Source organism: Pseudomonas sp. GW821-FHT09C09 (assembly GCF_059418105.1).
Genome location: NZ_JBWKPF010000009.1, coordinates 1 through 16,968, shown reverse-complemented (window position 1 = coordinate 16,968; position 16,968 = coordinate 1). Strand labels below are relative to the sequence as shown.

Genomic DNA, 16,968 nt, shown 5'->3' with positions numbered 1-16,968 from the left:
ATTCCCTGGATAAAAACGGTTTAAGGCAAAAGACGATCCGGCAACAGGCGCATCAGCTGCGTGTCGAACCAGGCCACGAAGGCCGGCGACGGCACGGCATCGACCGCCAGGTACCACCAGTCGGCGGCAGCGAAGGCGCGGCACTTCACCGCGTCCTTTTCGGTCATCACCACCGGCAATGACGGCGTAAAACTCAAGGCCTGCACGCTGTATTCGGCGTGGTCGGCAAACGCGTGGGGCACAGGCCGCCAGTCTAGCGCTTCGAGGGTATTGAAGAAACGTTGCGGATTGCCGATCCCGGCGACTGCGTGCAGTGCCTGGCCGGCTGGAAAATGTTCGAGGGACTGGCGTTCGCCGCTGAGCAGATTGACCAGCGCCGTGGGTTGCAGACGGAAAGCGAAACCGTCCTCGCGATCCTCAGGGGCGCCGTTGAACAGCACGCCATCGACGCTTTGCAGACGCTCGATCGGTTCACGCAATGGGCCGGCGGGCAGGCAGCGCTTGTTTCCCAGGCCTCGGGCGGCATCGATCAGCACCAGCTCAAGGTCCCGCGCCAGACGATAATGTTGCATGCCGTCATCGGACAGGATCAGGTCCAGCGGCTCGCTGGCCAGCAAGGTTTTGACGGCAGCGCCGCGATTCGGGTCGATCATCAGCGGCACACCGGTGCGCTGCACGATCAGCAGCGGCTCGTCGCCGGCGATGTCGGCACCTTGATCGGCTTCGACCCGCCACGGCAATTGCGGCGGCTTGGCGCCGTAGCCGCGACTGACCACACCGACCCGCAATCCGCTGCGCCGACAGTGTTCGATCAGCCACAGAATCATCGGCGTCTTGCCGGTGCCACCCACCGTGATATTGCCGACCACGATCACCGGCACCGGTGACTGATAGATCTCGCCCTCGCCGTCGAGAAAACGCTGACGCTTGCCAGCCACCACGCGGCGATACAGCCACTCCAGCGGCCGCAACAGCGTCAGGGCCGGATGCCCCTGATACCACGCGGCGAGCAGACGATCGGACATGGCCATCAGGATTTGGGCGCCGCCTCGACCGTGGTCATGCGCAAATGGCTGAAACCGAGCTTGCCGGCCGCGTCCATGGCGGTGATCACGGATTGGTGCTGAGTCTTCCCATCGGCACTGATCGACAACGGCATGTTGGTGTCACCGTTGGCTTCTTTCTGCATGGCTTCCATCAGAGTCGCCAGGTCGTTCTTCGGCAGAATCTTGTTGTTCACCGAGAACACGCCTTCAGCGCTGATGGCGACGTCCAGTTGCTTGACCTGCTGATCCTCGGCCGGTGAGCCGCTGACCGCTTCCGGCAGATCGACGCGCAGCTGGGTTTCGCGAGTGAAGGTGGTGGTCACGACGAAAAACAGCAGCAGAATGAACACCACGTCAATCAGCGACGCGAGGTTGATATCGATGGTTTCCCGGGGCTTGCGACGGAATTTCACGCTTTGCCCCCGGCCAGATCGACGTCACGGTCGCCCTGCACCACTTCCACCAGTTTGATTGCTTCCTGCTCCATGCCCACCACCAGTTCATCGATGCGGCGTTGCAGGAAGCGGTGGAAGAATACCGACGGAATACCGACCATCAGGCCCGCCGCCGTGGTGATCAGCGCCTTGGAGATACCACCGGCCAATACAGAAGCGTTGGTGGTCATGCCGGAGCCGGTGAAAGCGCTGAAAATATCGATCATGCCCAGTACCGTGCCCAGCAGACCGAGCAACGGCGACATGGCGGCGATGGTGCCCAGCGCATTGACGTAGCGTTCCAGCTCGTGGATGACCCGGGCGGCGGCTTCTTCAATGCACTCTTTCATGATCTCGCGACCATGCTTGGAGTTGGCCAGGCCCGCAGCGAGGATTTCACCCAGCGGCGAGTTGGCGCGCAATTCCTTGAGTTTTTCCTTGTTGAGCTGCTTGTCCTTGATCCAGACCCAGACCTGACCCAGCAGATGCTCAGGGGTGACGCGACTGGCGCGCAGCGTCCACAGGCGTTCGGCGACGATCGCCATGGCGGCGATGGAACTCAGAATGATCGGCAACATCATCCAGCCGCCGGATTTGACCAATTCCCACACAGTGACAGCCCCCTCGAAAAAGTGCGCCACTTTACCATACCGGTTCGCGATAAAGACCCGTCGCCCCGACGACCGTGCGCTGCCTGTGCTCAACGGTACTCCGCACCCGGCAGCGGCGGGTCGCGCCAGAAGCGGCGTTGCTGACGCATCGACCGGGCCGGCTGGAATCGGCCCAGTTGCAGATGAATGGCACCCTGCTCGGCGCTGTCATGGATGCGCAGACCCAGCTTGCGGTAACGAGCAATGACCGTCGGATGCGGATGCCCGAACGAGTTGCCCTGCCCTCGGGAGATCAGCACGTCCCGGGGCTGCAAAACCTTGAGCAACGCCATCGAGGAAGAACTGCGGCTGCCATGGTGCGGAGCCTGCAGCCACTGGGTCGGAACCGCCAGCGCGCTGTTGAGCAAATCCCGTTCGGCAGCGACGTCGATATCGCCGGTCAGCAGCAGTCGCTCGCCGCTGGCCTCGACCTGCAGGACACAGGAACGCTGATTGCTGTCATGGGCATCGGCCCATTGCCATAGATGGAAGGCAACGCCGTCCCACTGCCATTGCTGACCGCTTTCACAGGTTTCAGCGTTCAGCGCTTCGGGCAGCCCCGGTGGATCGCCGCTGATCACCCGACTGACCGGCAAGCCTTTTGCCACGGCCATTGCCCCACCGGCATGGTCGGCGTCGGCATGGCTGAGCAGCATCAGATCGAGTCGCTCCACACCCAGTTTGTGCAAGGCTGGCAGTACCACTCGCTCGCCGACATCGAAATCGCCGAAGCGCGGCCCGGTGTCGTACAGCAACGTGTGGTGGCGGGTGCGGATCAGAATCGCCAGACCTTGGCCGACGTCGAGCTGCCAGACATCCGCCACGCCTTCGGCCAGCCGCTCCCGGGGCGGGAATGCCAGCACCAGCAGTAACGGCCAGCCCAGGGGACGCATGGGAATACCTCGGGGCAGCAATAACAACGCGGCACCGATGCAACCCAGCGCCAGGATCCATCCCGGCATCGATGGCGCCACCCACGCCGGCCAGCGCCCGGCGATCAGGGCCAGGGCATGGAACAACCCGTCGACCAGCCCGCCGGCCAGCCACAACAGGCCTTCGCCGACATAGGGAATCGGCAACAACAAAGTGCCCAGTAATGCCGGCGGCAGCACCGCAAAACTGATCCACGGCACCGCCAGCAGATTGGCCAATGGTCCGCTGAGACTGATCGGCAGGCCCAGGATCAGCAGCACCGGGCACAAACCGATCGCGATCAACCATTGCGCCCGCGTCCAGGTCTGCCACCAGCGCCACGGCCCCAGACGACCGCCGAAGGTAAAAATCAGCACTGCCACCGCAGTGAAGGACAACCATAGCCCTGGGCGCAGAACCGCCAGCGGCTCCATCAGCAGCACAACATTGAAGGCCAGCAACAACGGCCACCAGGCACCGAGATGGCGAAAGCGCAATCGCCACAGCAACACCAGCGCAACCATTACGCAGGCTCGTCGCACCGGCACATCGAACCCGGCCAGCAACCCGTAACCCAGCGCCGCCACGAACGCCAGACCACAGGCCCACGGCAGCCATGGCCAACGCAATGGCCACACACCGAATCGCGCCAGCCCGGCGACCAGCCCGTACATCACCGCCGCCAGCAGACCTACGTGCTGTCCGGAAATCACCAGCAGGTGCACGGTGCCGGTGTCCTGCAGGATCTGCCAGTCCTCGCGACCGAGCCCCGAGCCATCGCCCAGCACCAATGCCGCCAGCGCCGCGCCCCGGCCCTGTGTATCCACCTCCAGCAGACGCTGTCGGATGCCGTCCCGCCAGGCCCACTGCGCCTCCGCCAGCCGACGGCCGTCCTTAACTGTGCCGGTGGCACCGATGCGTTGCGCCAACAGCCAGGCCTCGTAATCGAAGGCATCGGGATTGAGCAGCCCGCCGGGACGTTTGAGTTTGACCGCCAACCGCCAGCGCTCGCCGCTGTTGACCGCTGGCCCGTCATACCAGGCCAAACGCATCAGCGAAGGCAGTTTCCCGTGACGCGAACGGGCATCGGCCAACTCAAAGCGCACAACCCCGTCGCCGCTCTGCGGCAGGCCGACTATCCGTCCTTCCACCCAGCGCGTCTCGCCGTCCAGCTCCACCGGCAGTCGATCATCCAGCGCCCACTGCGCACCGATGCACGACCAGGCGAAGCCGAACAGCAAAAATGCCAGCGGATAACTGCGAAACGGTAACAACATCAGTGCCACCACCGGCAGCCACAGCATCCACCCGACCGGCGGCAAGGCCGGCAAAAAAACCGGGGCCAGCAGACCGACTGCCAGCGCCATCATCCCTGTGCGCATACGCCCGTCCTTGAGAGTCCCCTCTTCAGGCATAGCCTCTGTGGGGCACAGGCGTCGTCAACAATTGTCACAAAGTCTGAATGGGCGCTTCGTAGAATCCAGACATACTTGCCGCCTTAACCGACCGAGAAGCCTTATGCCCCGGCGCTTATTCAAACGTTACATGCCCGACCCGACGAGCATCAGGGAACACAAATCCTTACGCTTTCTCGGCAAGTTGCTGCATGACCCGAACCTCTGGCACCTCAACCGGCACTCGGTGGCCCGGGCCATGGCCGTCGGCATTTTTGCGGCTTTCCTGCCGATTCCCGCGCAGATGCTGGTGGCCGCCGCGCTGGCAATCACTGTGCGCGGCAACATGCCGATTGCCGTCAGTCTGGTCTGGCTGACCAATCCGGTCACCATGCCGCCGGTGTTCTACTGCACCTACAAAGTCGGGGCGTGGCTGATGGACATCCCCGCCCGCACCCTGCCGGACTCGTTGACCTGGGAGTGGATCAGTGGCGAACTCTCGACCCTGTGGCAACCGTTCCTGCTCGGTTCGGTGGTGGTCGGGCTGGCGCTGGGGGCCCTCGCCTATTGTCTGGTGATGTTGTACTGGCGCTGGTGGGTCGCCCGGCAATGGGCGCGGCGCAAGAAAAGTCGTCAATCGTGAATGCAAAACGGCCTCCGCAGTGGGAGGCCGTTTTTTATTGCAGCACCGGATGGATCAGGTACGCATTCCGCGACCGCTCACCAGCAACCGCGCGCAACCGAAGTAAAGCACCACCGTCGCCACCAGCATGAAGGTGATCGCGATACCGATACGGATATCCGACACACCGAGGATGCCGTAACGGAAGGCGTTGACCATGTGCAGCACCGGGTTCGCCAGCGACACGGTCTGCCAGAACGGCGGCAGCAAGGTGATCGAGTAGAACACGCCACCCAAGTAGGTCAGCGGGGTCAGCACGAACGTCGGGATGATCGAAATATCATCGAAGTTGCGCGCAAACACGGCGTTGATGAAACCCAGCAGCGAGAAGATCGTCGCCGTCAGCACCACCACCAGCACGGTAACGCCCAGGTGATGCACCTGCAGGCTGGTGAAGAACAGCGACAGGATCGTCACGATGACGCCGACCATCAGGCCACGCAGTACGCCGCCGAGGGTGTAACCGATCAGGATCGTGTGCGGCGACACCGGCGACACCATCAGTTCTTCGATGGAGCGCTGGAACTTGCTGCCGAAGAAACTCGACACCACGTTGCCGTAGGAGTTGGTGATCACCGACATCATGATCAGCCCCGGCACGATGTACTCCATGTAGGAGAAACCGCCCATGCCGCCGATCTGCTTGCCAATCAGATTGCCAAAGATCACGAAGTACAGAACCATGGTGATCGCCGGCGGCAGCAGGGTCTGCGGCCAGATCCGGGTGAAGCGCCGGACTTCGCGATAAACGATGGTGTTGAGGGCGACGAGGTTCGGGCGCAGCTCGGAACTCATACCGCCACCTTCGACAGATTTTTCTCCACCAGGGACACGAACAGCTCCTCGAGGCGATTGGTTTTATTGCGCAGGCTCAGCACTTCGATGTTCTGCAGGGCCAGTTGGCCGAACAGCGCGGTGATGCCCATGGACTTGTCGACCTGCACTTCCAGGGTATGCGCATCCACCAGACGGGACGGATAACCGACCAGTTGCGGCGCAACCGCCAGATCGTTCTTCAGGTCGAGCAGGAAGGTTTCCACATGCAGTTGCCCGAGCAACTGACGCATGCTGGTGTTCTCGACAATGGTGCCGTGGTCGATGATGCCGATGTTGCGGCACAACTGCTCAGCCTCTTCCAGGTAATGGGTGGTGAGGATGATGGTGATGCCTTTCTGGTTCAGTTCAGTGAGGAACGTCCACATCGAACGACGCAGTTCGATATCCACGCCGGCGGTCGGTTCGTCGAGGATCAGCAGGCGCGGCTCGTGCACCAGCGCCCGAGCGATCATCAGACGGCGTTTCATGCCGCCGGACAACGAACGCGACGGCACATCGCGCTTGTCCCACAGACCGAGCTGGGTCAGGTATTGCTCGGCGCGTTCCTTGGCGATTTTCGCCGGAATGCCGTAGTAGCCGGCCTGGGTCACGACGATGTCGAAGGTCTTTTCGAACTGGTTGAAGTTGAATTCCTGGGGCACCACGCCGATCGAGCGCTTCAGCGCCGCGGGGTTCTTGTCCAGGTCGTGACCGAAGATATTCACTGTACCGCTGGTCTTGTTCACCAGGGTCGAAAGAATGCCGATGGTCGTGGATTTGCCGGCGCCGTTGGGGCCGAGCAAGGCGAAGAAGTCACCTTCGGCGACGTCCAGATCGATACCACTCAAGGCCTGGAACCCGTTGCCGTAGGTTTTGGTTAGCTGCCGGATGGACAGAGCGGAACTCATATCGGATTACGCACCAAGAAGTGAAAAAGGACTGAATGACGGCGGGCGGCGAGGGAGACAACCGCGGCGCACAAGCGCAATGGTGCTTGCCGCCGCCGCACAAGTACAGTCAAGTGTGTCGATAGTAGGTATTAAGTCAACGCGGTCATGACGGCTTTGCGATACGCCGGACGCTGCTTCAGCCGCGCGTACCAAGCCTCCAGATGAGGCATTGGCGCACGCTCGATCGGCATCTCGAACCAGGCATAAATGAAACTGCCGAGCGGAATGTCGCCCATGCCGATTTCACTGCCGGACAGGTACGGCTGGTTTTTCAGGGCCTGATCGGCCATCGCCAGCAAGCCTTCGCATTCCTTGATCGCAGCATGAATCGCCGGCCAGTCCTGCTTGTCCGCCGGGGTGCGCAGAACGCCCCAGAACACCGTGCGGAAAGGGCCTGCGAAACTGGACGTGGTCCAGTCCATCCACTTGTCGGCGATTGCGCGGGTCTGCAGATCCGCCGGATACCACGAGGTGTTCGCCGCGTGCCTGGCCAACAGGTAGCGAACGATGACATTGGATTCCCACAATACAAAACCGTCGTCTTCGATCACCGGCACCCGACCGTTCGGGTTCATCGCCCGGTATTCCGGCGTATCGACCACGCCAAACGCGCCACCGGCATCGATCGCCTCATAGGCCAGCCCGAGCTCTTCGGCCGCCCACAACGGTTTTCTGACATTCGACGAATTCTTGCGACCCCAGATCTTCAGCATGACCGCCTCTTTTCCATTGAGTGGGCGAGCAGCATACGCCGGATCAGCGGCTGCCGACATCACCACGCAGGTCACTGGACAGCGGCGTCTGCTGATCGTTGAACAGGTGCGGATAGCATTTCTGCAGATGTTCGAAGAAAAAGGATTCCGGTACATCGGCGAACTGGCCGTGATCGACCAGGTACTCCATCAGCAGCGCGCCATCGCTGTTGTACGGGTGGAAAACGCTGTCGTTCATGCCGTCGAATTCCAGCGGCGCAACGTTGAACATTTCGCAGAGTTTCTGGTTGAACGCGGGGGTGGCTTTCACCCAACGATCGTTGAGAAACAGCTCGGTATAACCATGCATGGCGAACACTTCGCTTCTCAGCAATTCAAGCAGGCGCGGCGTCGACAGGTGATTTTTCACATCCGCCAGACCGATGCGTGCGGGGATCCCGCAATGGCGCGCGCAACCGGCGAGCAGCGTGGCCTTGGGCACGCAATAACTTTCACCCGCTGCCAGCGCGTAGCTGCCGCGCAAGGTCTGCGGGTCGCGGCTGAAGGTGTACATGTTGTAACGCACCGCCTCGCGCACGGCGTAATAAAGACTGATCGCCTGTGCGCGGGGGTCGCGGCTGGCACCACGGTGCCGTTCTGCGAACTCCACCACCGAGGGGTGGTCACTATCGATGAAGCGGCCGGGGCTCAGATACTCGCGCATGACGACATTCTCCTGGGTGAACCCGGAGTCTAGCGAGAGGATCAGCACAGAGATAACGACGTTTCGGCCAAACATGGACGCAAAGCCGCGGAGTCTGCGAACGATTTCCTACGCGTGTTGCCCACCGAAACTACAAAAGCCATCCAGGGTTTCCCACGATTTAGATCAACTTGTTCTGACCGCCCCGTTTTGCAGATGCCGTCTAAGCTCTGGAGGGTCGTTCGCCCTGGTTCACGGAGGATTGAATATGCTGTTGTTGTGGATACTGGTTCTGATCGTCGGCGTGGCGTATCTGGCCCACCGGCGCATCGCCCCGCTGCCGGCACTGGGGATCGTCGCGGCTTACCTGCTGGCGATGGGGATTTTCAGCCACGCGCCGGGCTGGTTGCTACTGATCTTCTGGGTCGTACTGGCCATCGTCGCGGCTCCGTTGCTGCTGCCGGATCTGCGCCGCAAACACTTCAGCGCGCCGCTGTTCGGCTGGTTCCAGAAAACCCTGCCACCGATGTCACAAACTGAGCGCGATGCGATTGATGCAGGTACGGTGTGGTGGGACGGCGAACTGTTCAGCGGTCGTCCTGACTGGGACAAACTGCTGTCCTATCCCAAGGCGCAACTGAGCGACGAGGAACAGGCCTTCATCGACGGCCCGACCGAAGAACTCTGCGCGATGGTTACCGACTGGCAGATCGGCCAGTCGATGGACTTGCCGGCCGAAGCCTGGACCCACATCAAGGAGCACGGTTTCTTCGCCCTGATCATTCCCAAGGAATTCGGCGGCAAGGGCTTCTCCGCCTACGCCCACTCCCAGGTCGCGATGAAGCTGGCAACCCGCAGCGGCGACCTCGCTTCTACCGTGATGGTGCCCAACTCCCTCGGCCCGGCCGAACTGCTGCTGCATTACGGCACCGACGAACAGCGCAATCATTACCTGCCACGGCTGGCCCGGGGCGACGATATTCCGTGCTTCGCGCTGACCGGCCCGCTCGCGGGTTCCGACGCCGGCGCCATGCCCGACACCGGGATCATCTGTAAGGGTGAATGGGAAGGCCAGGAAACCCTCGGCCTGCGCCTGAACTGGGAAAAACGCTACATCACCCTTGGCCCGGTCGCGACCCTGCTCGGCCTCGCCTTCAAGGCCTATGACCCGGATCACCTGCTCGGCGACAAGGAAGACCTGGGCATCAGCCTCGCGCTGATCCCGACCGACACTCCCGGCGTGGAAATCGGCCGCCGCCACCTGCCGCTGGGCGCCGCGTTCATGAACGGCCCCAACTCCGGCAAGGACGTGTTCATTCCGCTGGACTTCCTCATCGGCGGCCAGGACATGCTCGGCAAGGGCTGGATGATGCTGATGAACTGCCTGTCGGTCGGGCGTTCGATTTCGCTGCCGGCGGTGGGTACCGGTGCGGCCAAGTTCACCAGTCTGGTCACCGGGCAATATGCGCAGATTCGTGAGCAGTTCAATGTTCCGCTCTCGGCATTCGAGGGCATCCAGGAAGCCATGGCGCGCATCGGCGGCAACGCGTGGATGATGGACGCTGCGCGGATGCTGACCGCCAACGCGGTTGATCTGGGCGAGAAGCCCTCGGTGCTGTCGGCGATCCTCAAGTATCACCTCACCGAACGCGGTCGCGAGTGCATCAGCCACGCCATGGACGTGCACGGCGGCAAGGCGATCATCATGGGCCCGAACAACTACCTGGGCCGCAGCTGGAATGGCGCACCGATCTTCATCACCGTGGAAGGCGCGAACATTCTTTCGCGCAACCTGATGATCTTCGGTCAGGGCGCGATTCGCTGCCATCCGTTCGTACTGAAAGAAATGGCCCTCGCCGGACGCGAGGACAAGGATCAGGCCCTCAAGGAGTTCGATGGACTGCTGCTCAAACACATCGGTTTTGCCGTGAGTAACGCCGCCAGCACGCTGGTGCTGAACCTTGGTTTCGGACATTTCGAACATGCGCCGGGCGACAAGCTCAGCCAGGGTTACTTCCGTGCCCTCAACCGTCAGGCTGCCGCATTTGCCATGCTGGCCGACCTGAGCATGATGCTGCTGGGCGGCGAACTGAAACGCCGCGAGCGGCTGTCGGCTCGTCTGGGCGATGTGCTGAGCAACCTGTATCTCGCCTCGGCGGCGCTCAAGCGTTACCACGACCTCGATTCCCCGGCGTACATGGAGCCGCTGTTCAGATGGGCCATGGAGGAAAGCCTCGGCCAGTCGGAAAAGGCCCTTGATGAACTGCTGACCAACTTCCCGAACCGGGTTTTCGGCTGTCTGTTGCGAGTGATCGTGTTCCCGTTCGGTCGTCGTCACAAAGGTCCTTCGGACAGACTCGGTGCCGAAGTGGCAGCGGTCATCGGTCGGGCCAAGGGCGATCCGGCGCTGGAAGAACTGCTCGCCGGTTGCTATCGCCCGCAATCGGCGGACGATGCGGTCGGTGCACTGCAACACGCCTGCGATCAGTTGAACGCTGCGCAACCGTTGCACAAGAAACTGCACACCTCACTCAAGAGCGGCCAGGTCAAACCGGTCGCCGGCGAACACGCCATCGATGCGGCGCTGGAAGCCGGGGTGTTGCAGGCAGTGGAAGCACAAACCCTGCGCGACGCCGAAGCGGCGCGGCGCAAGGTGATCGATGTCGATGACTTCGACAAAGAGGAACTGAAACCGGCGGACGGCAAAATCCGCTGATCCCTTCAATCAGTGAAAAACGGGCGCAGGGGCTTTATACTCCCGCGCCCGTTTTGCTCTTGAGGACTTATCTCGTGTCCAACGTCGTTGCCGATCATCTGGTTTTGCTCGACCACCTGCGCAGTATCCTGGTCGCCGTAGGTGAGGCCGATCAGGTTCCCGAAGAAAGCCATGCCCTGTTCCTGGAGCGTTTCGACGAACTGCTGGCGTCACTGCCGATCGAGCCGATCGAAAGCCAATACCTGGGCCAGGACATCCTGACTCAAGTGATTACCCGTTACCCGCAGATTGCCCACCTGATCCCGCGGGATCTGCTGTGGTTCTTCGCCGGCGACTGCCTGCACTACCTGTCCGATGAAGAAATCGACATGTATCAGGCACTGGAAGAACGTCGCTACGAAGCTGAACAGAACGACGAACCGTTCGACTGGAATCAGGAAAAACAGCTGCTGGCGATGTCCGCCCAGGACAGCAAGCACTGATTTTCGCCAGACAATGAAAAGGCCCGCATGGTGATCCATGCGGGCCTTTTTTTGCGCCGCCGTTACAGCAGCCCTTCACCCTCCGGCAATTCGTACTCGGCCAGCGATTTTGCAGCGTTGGGTTTTCCCGGCTTGCTCAATGTCGGCTCTTTCTCCAGGCACTCCACCAGATAGTCGATGAACACCCGCAGCTTCGGCGGCAGATAACGCGTTGGCGAATGCAGCAACCACAGTCCGCCATGGTAGGACGCCAGGAATGTCCAGTCCGGCAGAACCTGCACGACCAGACCCTGTTCGAGGGCATAACGAGCGGTGAAATACGGCAGGCTGCCGATACCGATGTGCTGCAACACAGCGCCCAGACGCACGCCGGTGTGATTGGCGGCATACCGACCACGCACGCCGACCGTCACTGCCTTACTGCCCTTCTTGAATTTCCAGCGCGCATCACTCGGGGTTTCTCCCAGATAGATGCAGCTGTGATTGAGCAAATCATGGGGATGAGTCGGTGTGCCATGCTCGGCCAGATATTGCGGCGTCGCGCAGAGCAAATGGTCGATGGTCAGCAATTGCCGCCCGACCAGCCCTGCCGGCGGCCGCTCCGTGATGCGAATCGCCAGGTCGACATGATCGTCGATCAGGTCCACTTGCCGGTCTTCCAGCAGCAACTCCACATCAACCTTCGGATAACGGCGTAGAAACTCCGGCATATGCGGATGAATCACGAAGCGCCCGACCGCTTTCGGAACGCTGACCCGCACCAGGCCTTCGGCTTCGTGGGTGAACTGACCGCTGATTTCCATCACCGACCGGGCCGCGCTGACCATCTCCTGACAGCGTTTGAACACTTCTTCCCCGCCGTCGCTCAAGCGCAGTTTGCGCGTGGTGCGTTGCAGCAGCCGCGTGGCCAGTGCCTTCTCCAGTCGGGAAATACTGCGGCTGACCGCCGAGGGCGAAGAGCCCAATTGACGAGCGGCTTCGGAGAAGCTGCCGGTCTCCACGACCTTGACGAAAATCGCCATTTCACCGAGCAACGGCAGAGGAAGATTTATGCTCACAGCGCAACAGTCCTTTGATGTTTGAACGGATTATCACGTTATTGCACGATTCATATAATTAAAAAAGAAACTTTAATAAGGGCATGGAATATGACGCTTCGCCTCTTTTTCCATAGTGATGACCTCAAGGCCAATGTGGAAGTCCTCGACTGCACGCCCCACGAGAACGAATTCGCTGTGGTGCTGCGCGCCACTCTGTTTCACCCGCAAGGTGGCGGGCAGCCTTGCGATACGGGCTGGATCGGCGACAGCCAGGTCATGCGTGTCGTACAGGAACCGGACCGGATCATTCATTTCGTCGACCAGCCGGTGCCACTGGGCATGACCCAGATCCGCATCGATGAGGAACGTCGCCGCTTCAACACCCGCATGCATTCCGCCGGGCATTTGATCGGCCACTTTGTCCAGGCCATGGGCTGGATGCCGATCAAGGCACACCACTGGCCGGACGAAGGCCGGGTGCAATTCAAGCCCGGGGATTGTGCTCAGGAAGTCGATGCGCAAACCGTTCAATACGGCATCGGGCAATGGATCGAACACGATCTGCCCCGCCTGACGTCCCTACGCGAAGGCGCGCGGGAAATCGGCTTCGGTGAACTGCCAGCCTACGGCTGCGGTGGCACCCATGTACGCAGCCTGAAGGATCTGGGCACAGTCACGATCGCGTCCCTTTCGCAGAAGAAGGGCACGCTGTCCGTCCACTACAACGTGGATTGAGGATTTCGGACGCTGCCGGTTGCAGCGTCCGACGCCGGGGGAACCGCATTCGCCGGTTCCGTTGACTACTCGTTAGATGGACCTGAAACCATGATGCTTGACGTCGAGCGTCTCGATGAGACGTGCATAAAAAAACTGGCCAACGAAGAAGTCCTCGCCATCCGCGTCAAAGGCTTTCTGCCTGAAGACCAGGCGATCCGGATTGGCGACAAGATCCTCGAGCCCGGCTTCGAGGGTTACATCAACGCCCCCAGCATTGGCCGCATCGGCATGGCGTTCTATGAGGCGGAAAACCAGCCGTTGCTGATCGAGGATTACTTCGAACGCGCCACCGGCAACATAGCCGAACTGCGCAATCGCTGCGCGCCGTATTCCTCGCCGATCGATACCCTGCGCTGCATGCTCGACGAATCCTGGCCGGCAGGCGCCCATCTGGAAAACCTGTACGGGCGCAAGATGTACGTCGGCCTGTCACGGGTGGTCAAACCCGGCGTCTGCTTCCTCGCCCACCACGACATCTTCGCCAAGGATGCGCCGGAGAGTTTCCAGGCCCGCAGCCTCGAGGCGCAATTCGCCTGCAACGTCTACCTGAACATGCCGACCGAGGGCGGCGCGCTGCAGATGTGGGAAGACGACATTTCACCGGACCGCTTCGACGAAATGCGCGGCGACAGCTACGGCATCGACCCGGCACTGCTCGGCCCACCCGCCCTTGAAGTGCGCCCGGAACCGGGGGATTTCATCATGTTCAATTCGCGTCGCATGCACTCGGTAACGCCGGGCGTGGCAGATCCGCGCTTGAGCCTTTCGTTTTTTGTCGGCTATCGCGGCAATGCATCACCCCTGACTTTCTGGAGCTGAAATGACATCGAATTACCTGGGCGAGTTTCTGGCGCTGGCCACCATTCATTTTCTGGCCGTGGTCGCTCCCGGTCCGGACTTCGCCGTGACCATCCGCCAGAGTGTGCGTTTCGGGCGGCTGGTCGGCATCTGCACGGCACTGGGCATCGGCGCGGGGATTTCCGTGCACGTGCTGTATACCCTGCTGGGCGTCGGCGCCTTGATGCACACCACGCCGTGGCTCCTGACGGTGGCCAAGGTCGTGGGCGGCGCCTACATTTTCTACCTCGGTATCAGCCTGATCCGCAGCAAACCCAAGACAACGCTGGAAGGCGAAAAGACCAGCGATGAACCACTGGTCGAGCAATCGCTGTTCAAGGCGTTTTCCACCGGTTTCCTGACCAACGCCACCAACCCCAAGGCCACGCTGTTTTTCCTGGCGATCTTCACCACGATCATCAGCGCCAGCACGCCGCTGGAAATCCAGGCCCTGTACGGACTGTGGATGTGCAGCGTGAACGCTTTGTGGTTCGTGATCGTTGCGCTGTTCTTTTCGAGCAGCAAAGTGCGGCTGTTGTTTATGCGCATGGGTCATTGGTTCGAGCGCAGCATGGGAGTGATTTTGATCCTGTTTGCCGGGCGACTGGTGTTGTCGATGTAAACACGCTGATCGGAGAAGCCCGTTCCAGACAGATTGGACGGGTTTTTTCGATTCTGCGCCGCTTTTGCATTTCTGTGCGACGCGTCCCACTTCGGGGGCTCCCCTATCACTCGCTTGCAGTGTTAGTTTGCGAAACCGTCTGACACATCTATCAGACACTTCCTACTTACCACCTGCAAAGGAATGCCCTTAGCAATGGATTTTTCACTCAAGCAACTGGCCGCATCGACCCTGATTCTGGCCAGCCTTTCGTCCGTGACACTGCCCGCCCACGCCAACATCACACCGCAGCAAAGCGCGACCATCCTCAAGACATACAGCGATACAAAGGTCAGTGATTTCCGCCAGTTCCTCGGCGAAGTGGCCAAGAGCGACCTGAGCAAGACCGACGACCTGCGCCCTTCCATCAGCGCGTTTCTCGACAACAAGACACTGACCGCTGAACAGCAAAACGAAATCTATCGCCTGCTGGGCCTCTACACCCGGGCGAAATACGGCAAGGCAGCCCTGGAAACTCTGCGCGAACTGGTCGAAATCCCGACCGATCGCAAAGAAGGTGTTGCCCAGCACGAGAATCCTGAATTCATCAAGATCGCCGCCAAGATCAAGGACCTGGCCGAGTCCTTTGGTTTGAACTACCGAAACATCGACAACCGCGTCTACGAAATTTCTCTCGACGGCAGCGGCAAGGAAGTCGTGGGCATTCACGCGCACGCCGATGTGGTGCCGGTAACGCCGGAAAACTGGGTGCTGAAAGACGGCACCAAACTCGACCCGTTCAAGGTCACATTGATCGGCGACCGCATGTACGGCCGTGGCACCGAGGACGACAAAAACGGCATCGTGGTGACGCTGTATGCCATGAAGGTGATCAAGGAAGAAAAGCTGCCGCTGGCCCGCAATTTCAAACTGCTGGTGGACACCACCGAAGAAACCACCGGCGACGCGATTCCTTACTACTTTGAACGCAACCCGACGCCGGAGTACAACCTGGCGCTGGATGGCGGCTACCCGGTGGTGATCGCCGAGAAAGGCTACGGCACGGTCATGGCCAAATTTGCCAAGCGCAAGGCCGAGGGCAAAGGCGCGGAGCTGATCTCGATGACCGGCGGCATGGCAACCAACCAGATTCCATCGGTTTCGGTCGTGACTCTGGTGACAGACAAGCCTGCCGAGCTGGCCGCCAGTCTGCAAAAAGCCGGTAACGAATACGCCAAACAACATGGCGGCGATTTCGAAGTAAATGCCAAGGTCGATGGCAAGGATGTGAAACTCAGCGTAACCGGCGTTTCCGCGCATTCGTCCGAACCGGAATCCGGCGTCAACCCGGTCGCCCGCATGCTGGACTTCATCCACAGTGTGGATGGCAAGATCGCGCTTAAACACAACCACATCACCGATGCCGCCCGTTACGCCGCCGACAACTGGGGCCTGGACTACAAGGGTGGCAAGCTGGGCGTCGGTTTCGCCGATGACTTCATGGGCCCGCTGACCACCTCGTTGACCTACGTCGGGATGGACGACAAGACCTTCAAACTCGCGGTCAACCTGCGTGTACCAAAGGGCAAGTCGCCGGAAGTGCTCAAGACCGAAATCGCCGACAAACTGGCGGCATGGAGCAAGAAAACCCACGTCGCAGTCAACTTCGATTACTCGATCGCCGAGCCGATGTACCGCAACCCTGAAGGCGAGTGGGTCAAGGCACTGCTGGCCGTGTCCACCGAAAACCTGGGTATGAAACACGAGTTCGGCACCTCTGCCGGCGCCACCTCGGTGCATGAACTGCCCAACGGTGTGCAATTCGGTCTGGCCCGACCTGAGGTCAAATACACCGGTCACACCGACGGCGAGTTCAAGACCGTTGACCAGTTCCTGCTGGACCTGCAGATCGTTACCGAAATGATGGGCCGCATCGGGCAACTGCCGAAGCTTTGATCGCGACACTGGCCCGCCAAGGTGGCGGGCCCACAAAAAAAAGGACCGTGAGGTCCTTTTTTGTTGCGCGACAAATAACGTACAAACAAAAACGCCGCTCATTACTGAGCGGCGTTTTTGTTGAATATGGAGCGGGAAACGAGACTCGAACTCGCGACCCCGACCTTGGCAAGGTCGTGCTCTACCAACTGAGCTATTCCCGCAATGGCGTCCCCTAGGGGACTCGAACCCCTGTTACCGCCGTGAAAGGGCGGTGTCCTAGGCCACTAGACGAAGGGGA

16 protein-coding genes and 1 tRNA gene are annotated in these 16,968 nt (G+C 60.7%); 7 read left to right on the top strand and 10 right to left on the bottom strand.

The annotated features are described in order from the left end of the window. Positions 1-20: 20 nt before the first annotated feature. The 4 genes from lpxK to AC07NR_RS24730 all read right to left on the bottom strand — a co-directional run bounded on the left by lpxK (position 21) and on the right by AC07NR_RS24730 (position 4,424). Positions 21-1,031 (bottom strand): tetraacyldisaccharide 4'-kinase, encoded by a 1,011-nt coding sequence (gene lpxK, locus AC07NR_RS24745; RefSeq protein WP_432217444.1) that lies wholly within the window; start codon positions 1,029-1,031, stop codon positions 21-23. Beyond that, a complete protein-coding gene (locus AC07NR_RS24740; protein WP_007950767.1) occupies positions 1,031-1,459 on the bottom strand; it encodes an ExbD/TolR family protein in 429 nt (142 codons plus the stop codon). The genes lpxK and AC07NR_RS24740 overlap by 1 nt, the downstream gene beginning before the upstream one ends. Beyond that, positions 1,456-2,091 (bottom strand): MotA/TolQ/ExbB proton channel family protein, encoded by a 636-nt coding sequence (locus AC07NR_RS24735; RefSeq protein ID WP_162803506.1) that lies wholly within the window; start codon positions 2,089-2,091, stop codon positions 1,456-1,458. Before AC07NR_RS24735 ends, AC07NR_RS24740 begins: the two co-directional genes overlap by 4 nt. 89 nt (positions 2,092-2,180) lie before the next feature. Continuing rightward, positions 2,181-4,424, bottom strand: coding sequence for a DNA internalization-related competence protein ComEC/Rec2 (locus tag AC07NR_RS24730; RefSeq protein WP_495079679.1), 2,244 nt, complete (start codon positions 4,422-4,424; stop codon positions 2,181-2,183). A gap of 136 nt (positions 4,425-4,560) precedes the next feature. Between AC07NR_RS24730 and AC07NR_RS24725 the strand changes: the two genes are divergently transcribed. Continuing rightward, positions 4,561-5,079: a DUF2062 domain-containing protein gene (locus AC07NR_RS24725; RefSeq protein ID WP_085710946.1), complete on the top strand. Its 519-nt coding sequence runs from the start codon at positions 4,561-4,563 to the stop codon at positions 5,077-5,079. A 54-nt stretch (positions 5,080-5,133) separates the two neighbouring features. Here AC07NR_RS24725 and AC07NR_RS24720 read toward each other — a convergent pair whose 3' ends face one another. From AC07NR_RS24720 to AC07NR_RS24705, 4 genes are all read right to left on the bottom strand, one after another. Continuing rightward, positions 5,134-5,913: an ABC transporter permease gene (locus AC07NR_RS24720; protein ID WP_085710947.1), complete on the bottom strand. Its 780-nt coding sequence runs from the start codon at positions 5,911-5,913 to the stop codon at positions 5,134-5,136. Continuing rightward, the gene (locus tag AC07NR_RS24715; RefSeq protein WP_169431447.1) at positions 5,910-6,842 is read right to left on the bottom strand and encodes an ABC transporter ATP-binding protein; all 933 of its coding nucleotides are present in this window, start codon (positions 6,840-6,842) and stop codon (positions 5,910-5,912) included. Before AC07NR_RS24715 ends, AC07NR_RS24720 begins: the two co-directional genes overlap by 4 nt. 131 nt (positions 6,843-6,973) lie before the next feature. Continuing rightward, positions 6,974-7,597 carry a glutathione S-transferase family protein gene (locus AC07NR_RS24710; protein WP_495079678.1) on the bottom strand — a complete coding sequence of 208 codons (624 nt, stop codon included), beginning with the start codon at positions 7,595-7,597 and terminating at the stop codon, positions 6,974-6,976. A 43-nt stretch (positions 7,598-7,640) separates the two neighbouring features. Beyond that, positions 7,641-8,300 carry a transglutaminase-like domain-containing protein gene (locus tag AC07NR_RS24705; protein ID WP_248740108.1) on the bottom strand — a complete coding sequence of 220 codons (660 nt, stop codon included), beginning with the start codon at positions 8,298-8,300 and terminating at the stop codon, positions 7,641-7,643. Positions 8,301-8,547: 247 nt separating this feature from the next. On the opposite strand from AC07NR_RS24705, the gene AC07NR_RS24700 reads away from it, so the two are divergent. Both AC07NR_RS24700 and AC07NR_RS24695 read left to right on the top strand, forming a co-directional pair. Then, positions 8,548-10,995: an acyl-CoA dehydrogenase gene (locus AC07NR_RS24700; RefSeq protein ID WP_495079677.1), complete on the top strand. Its 2,448-nt coding sequence runs from the start codon at positions 8,548-8,550 to the stop codon at positions 10,993-10,995. Positions 10,996-11,069: 74 nt separating this feature from the next. Beyond that, complete coding sequence (locus AC07NR_RS24695; protein WP_007950758.1) at positions 11,070-11,477, top strand: PA2817 family protein; 408 nt, start codon at positions 11,070-11,072, stop codon at positions 11,475-11,477. A 62-nt stretch (positions 11,478-11,539) separates the two neighbouring features. Here the strand turns inward: AC07NR_RS24695 and AC07NR_RS24690 are convergent, their stop codons facing one another. Then, positions 11,540-12,535 (bottom strand): LysR family transcriptional regulator, encoded by a 996-nt coding sequence (locus tag AC07NR_RS24690; RefSeq protein WP_085710952.1) that lies wholly within the window; start codon positions 12,533-12,535, stop codon positions 11,540-11,542. Positions 12,536-12,625: 90 nt separating this feature from the next. On the opposite strand from AC07NR_RS24690, the gene AC07NR_RS24685 reads away from it, so the two are divergent. The 4 genes from AC07NR_RS24685 to AC07NR_RS24670 all read left to right on the top strand — a co-directional run bounded on the left by AC07NR_RS24685 (position 12,626) and on the right by AC07NR_RS24670 (position 16,688). Further along, the gene (locus tag AC07NR_RS24685) at positions 12,626-13,252 is read left to right on the top strand and encodes an alanyl-tRNA editing protein (protein WP_248740106.1); all 627 of its coding nucleotides are present in this window, start codon (positions 12,626-12,628) and stop codon (positions 13,250-13,252) included. A 90-nt stretch (positions 13,253-13,342) separates the two neighbouring features. Further along, positions 13,343-14,113, top strand: a complete 771-nt coding sequence (locus AC07NR_RS24680) for a 2OG-Fe(II) oxygenase (protein WP_085710954.1) — start codon at positions 13,343-13,345, stop codon at positions 14,111-14,113. Between the two features lies 1 nt (position 14,114). Next, positions 14,115-14,753, top strand: coding sequence for a LysE family translocator (locus tag AC07NR_RS24675; protein WP_085710955.1), 639 nt, complete (start codon positions 14,115-14,117; stop codon positions 14,751-14,753). A gap of 195 nt (positions 14,754-14,948) precedes the next feature. Beyond that, entirely contained in the window at positions 14,949-16,688 is a 1,740-nt protein-coding gene (locus tag AC07NR_RS24670) for a dipeptidase (RefSeq protein WP_248740105.1), read from the top strand. A 127-nt stretch (positions 16,689-16,815) separates the two neighbouring features. Here the strand turns inward: AC07NR_RS24670 and AC07NR_RS24665 are convergent. Continuing rightward, a tRNA-Gly gene (locus tag AC07NR_RS24665) sits at positions 16,816-16,891 on the bottom strand. Between the last annotated feature and the right edge of the window lie 77 nt (positions 16,892-16,968).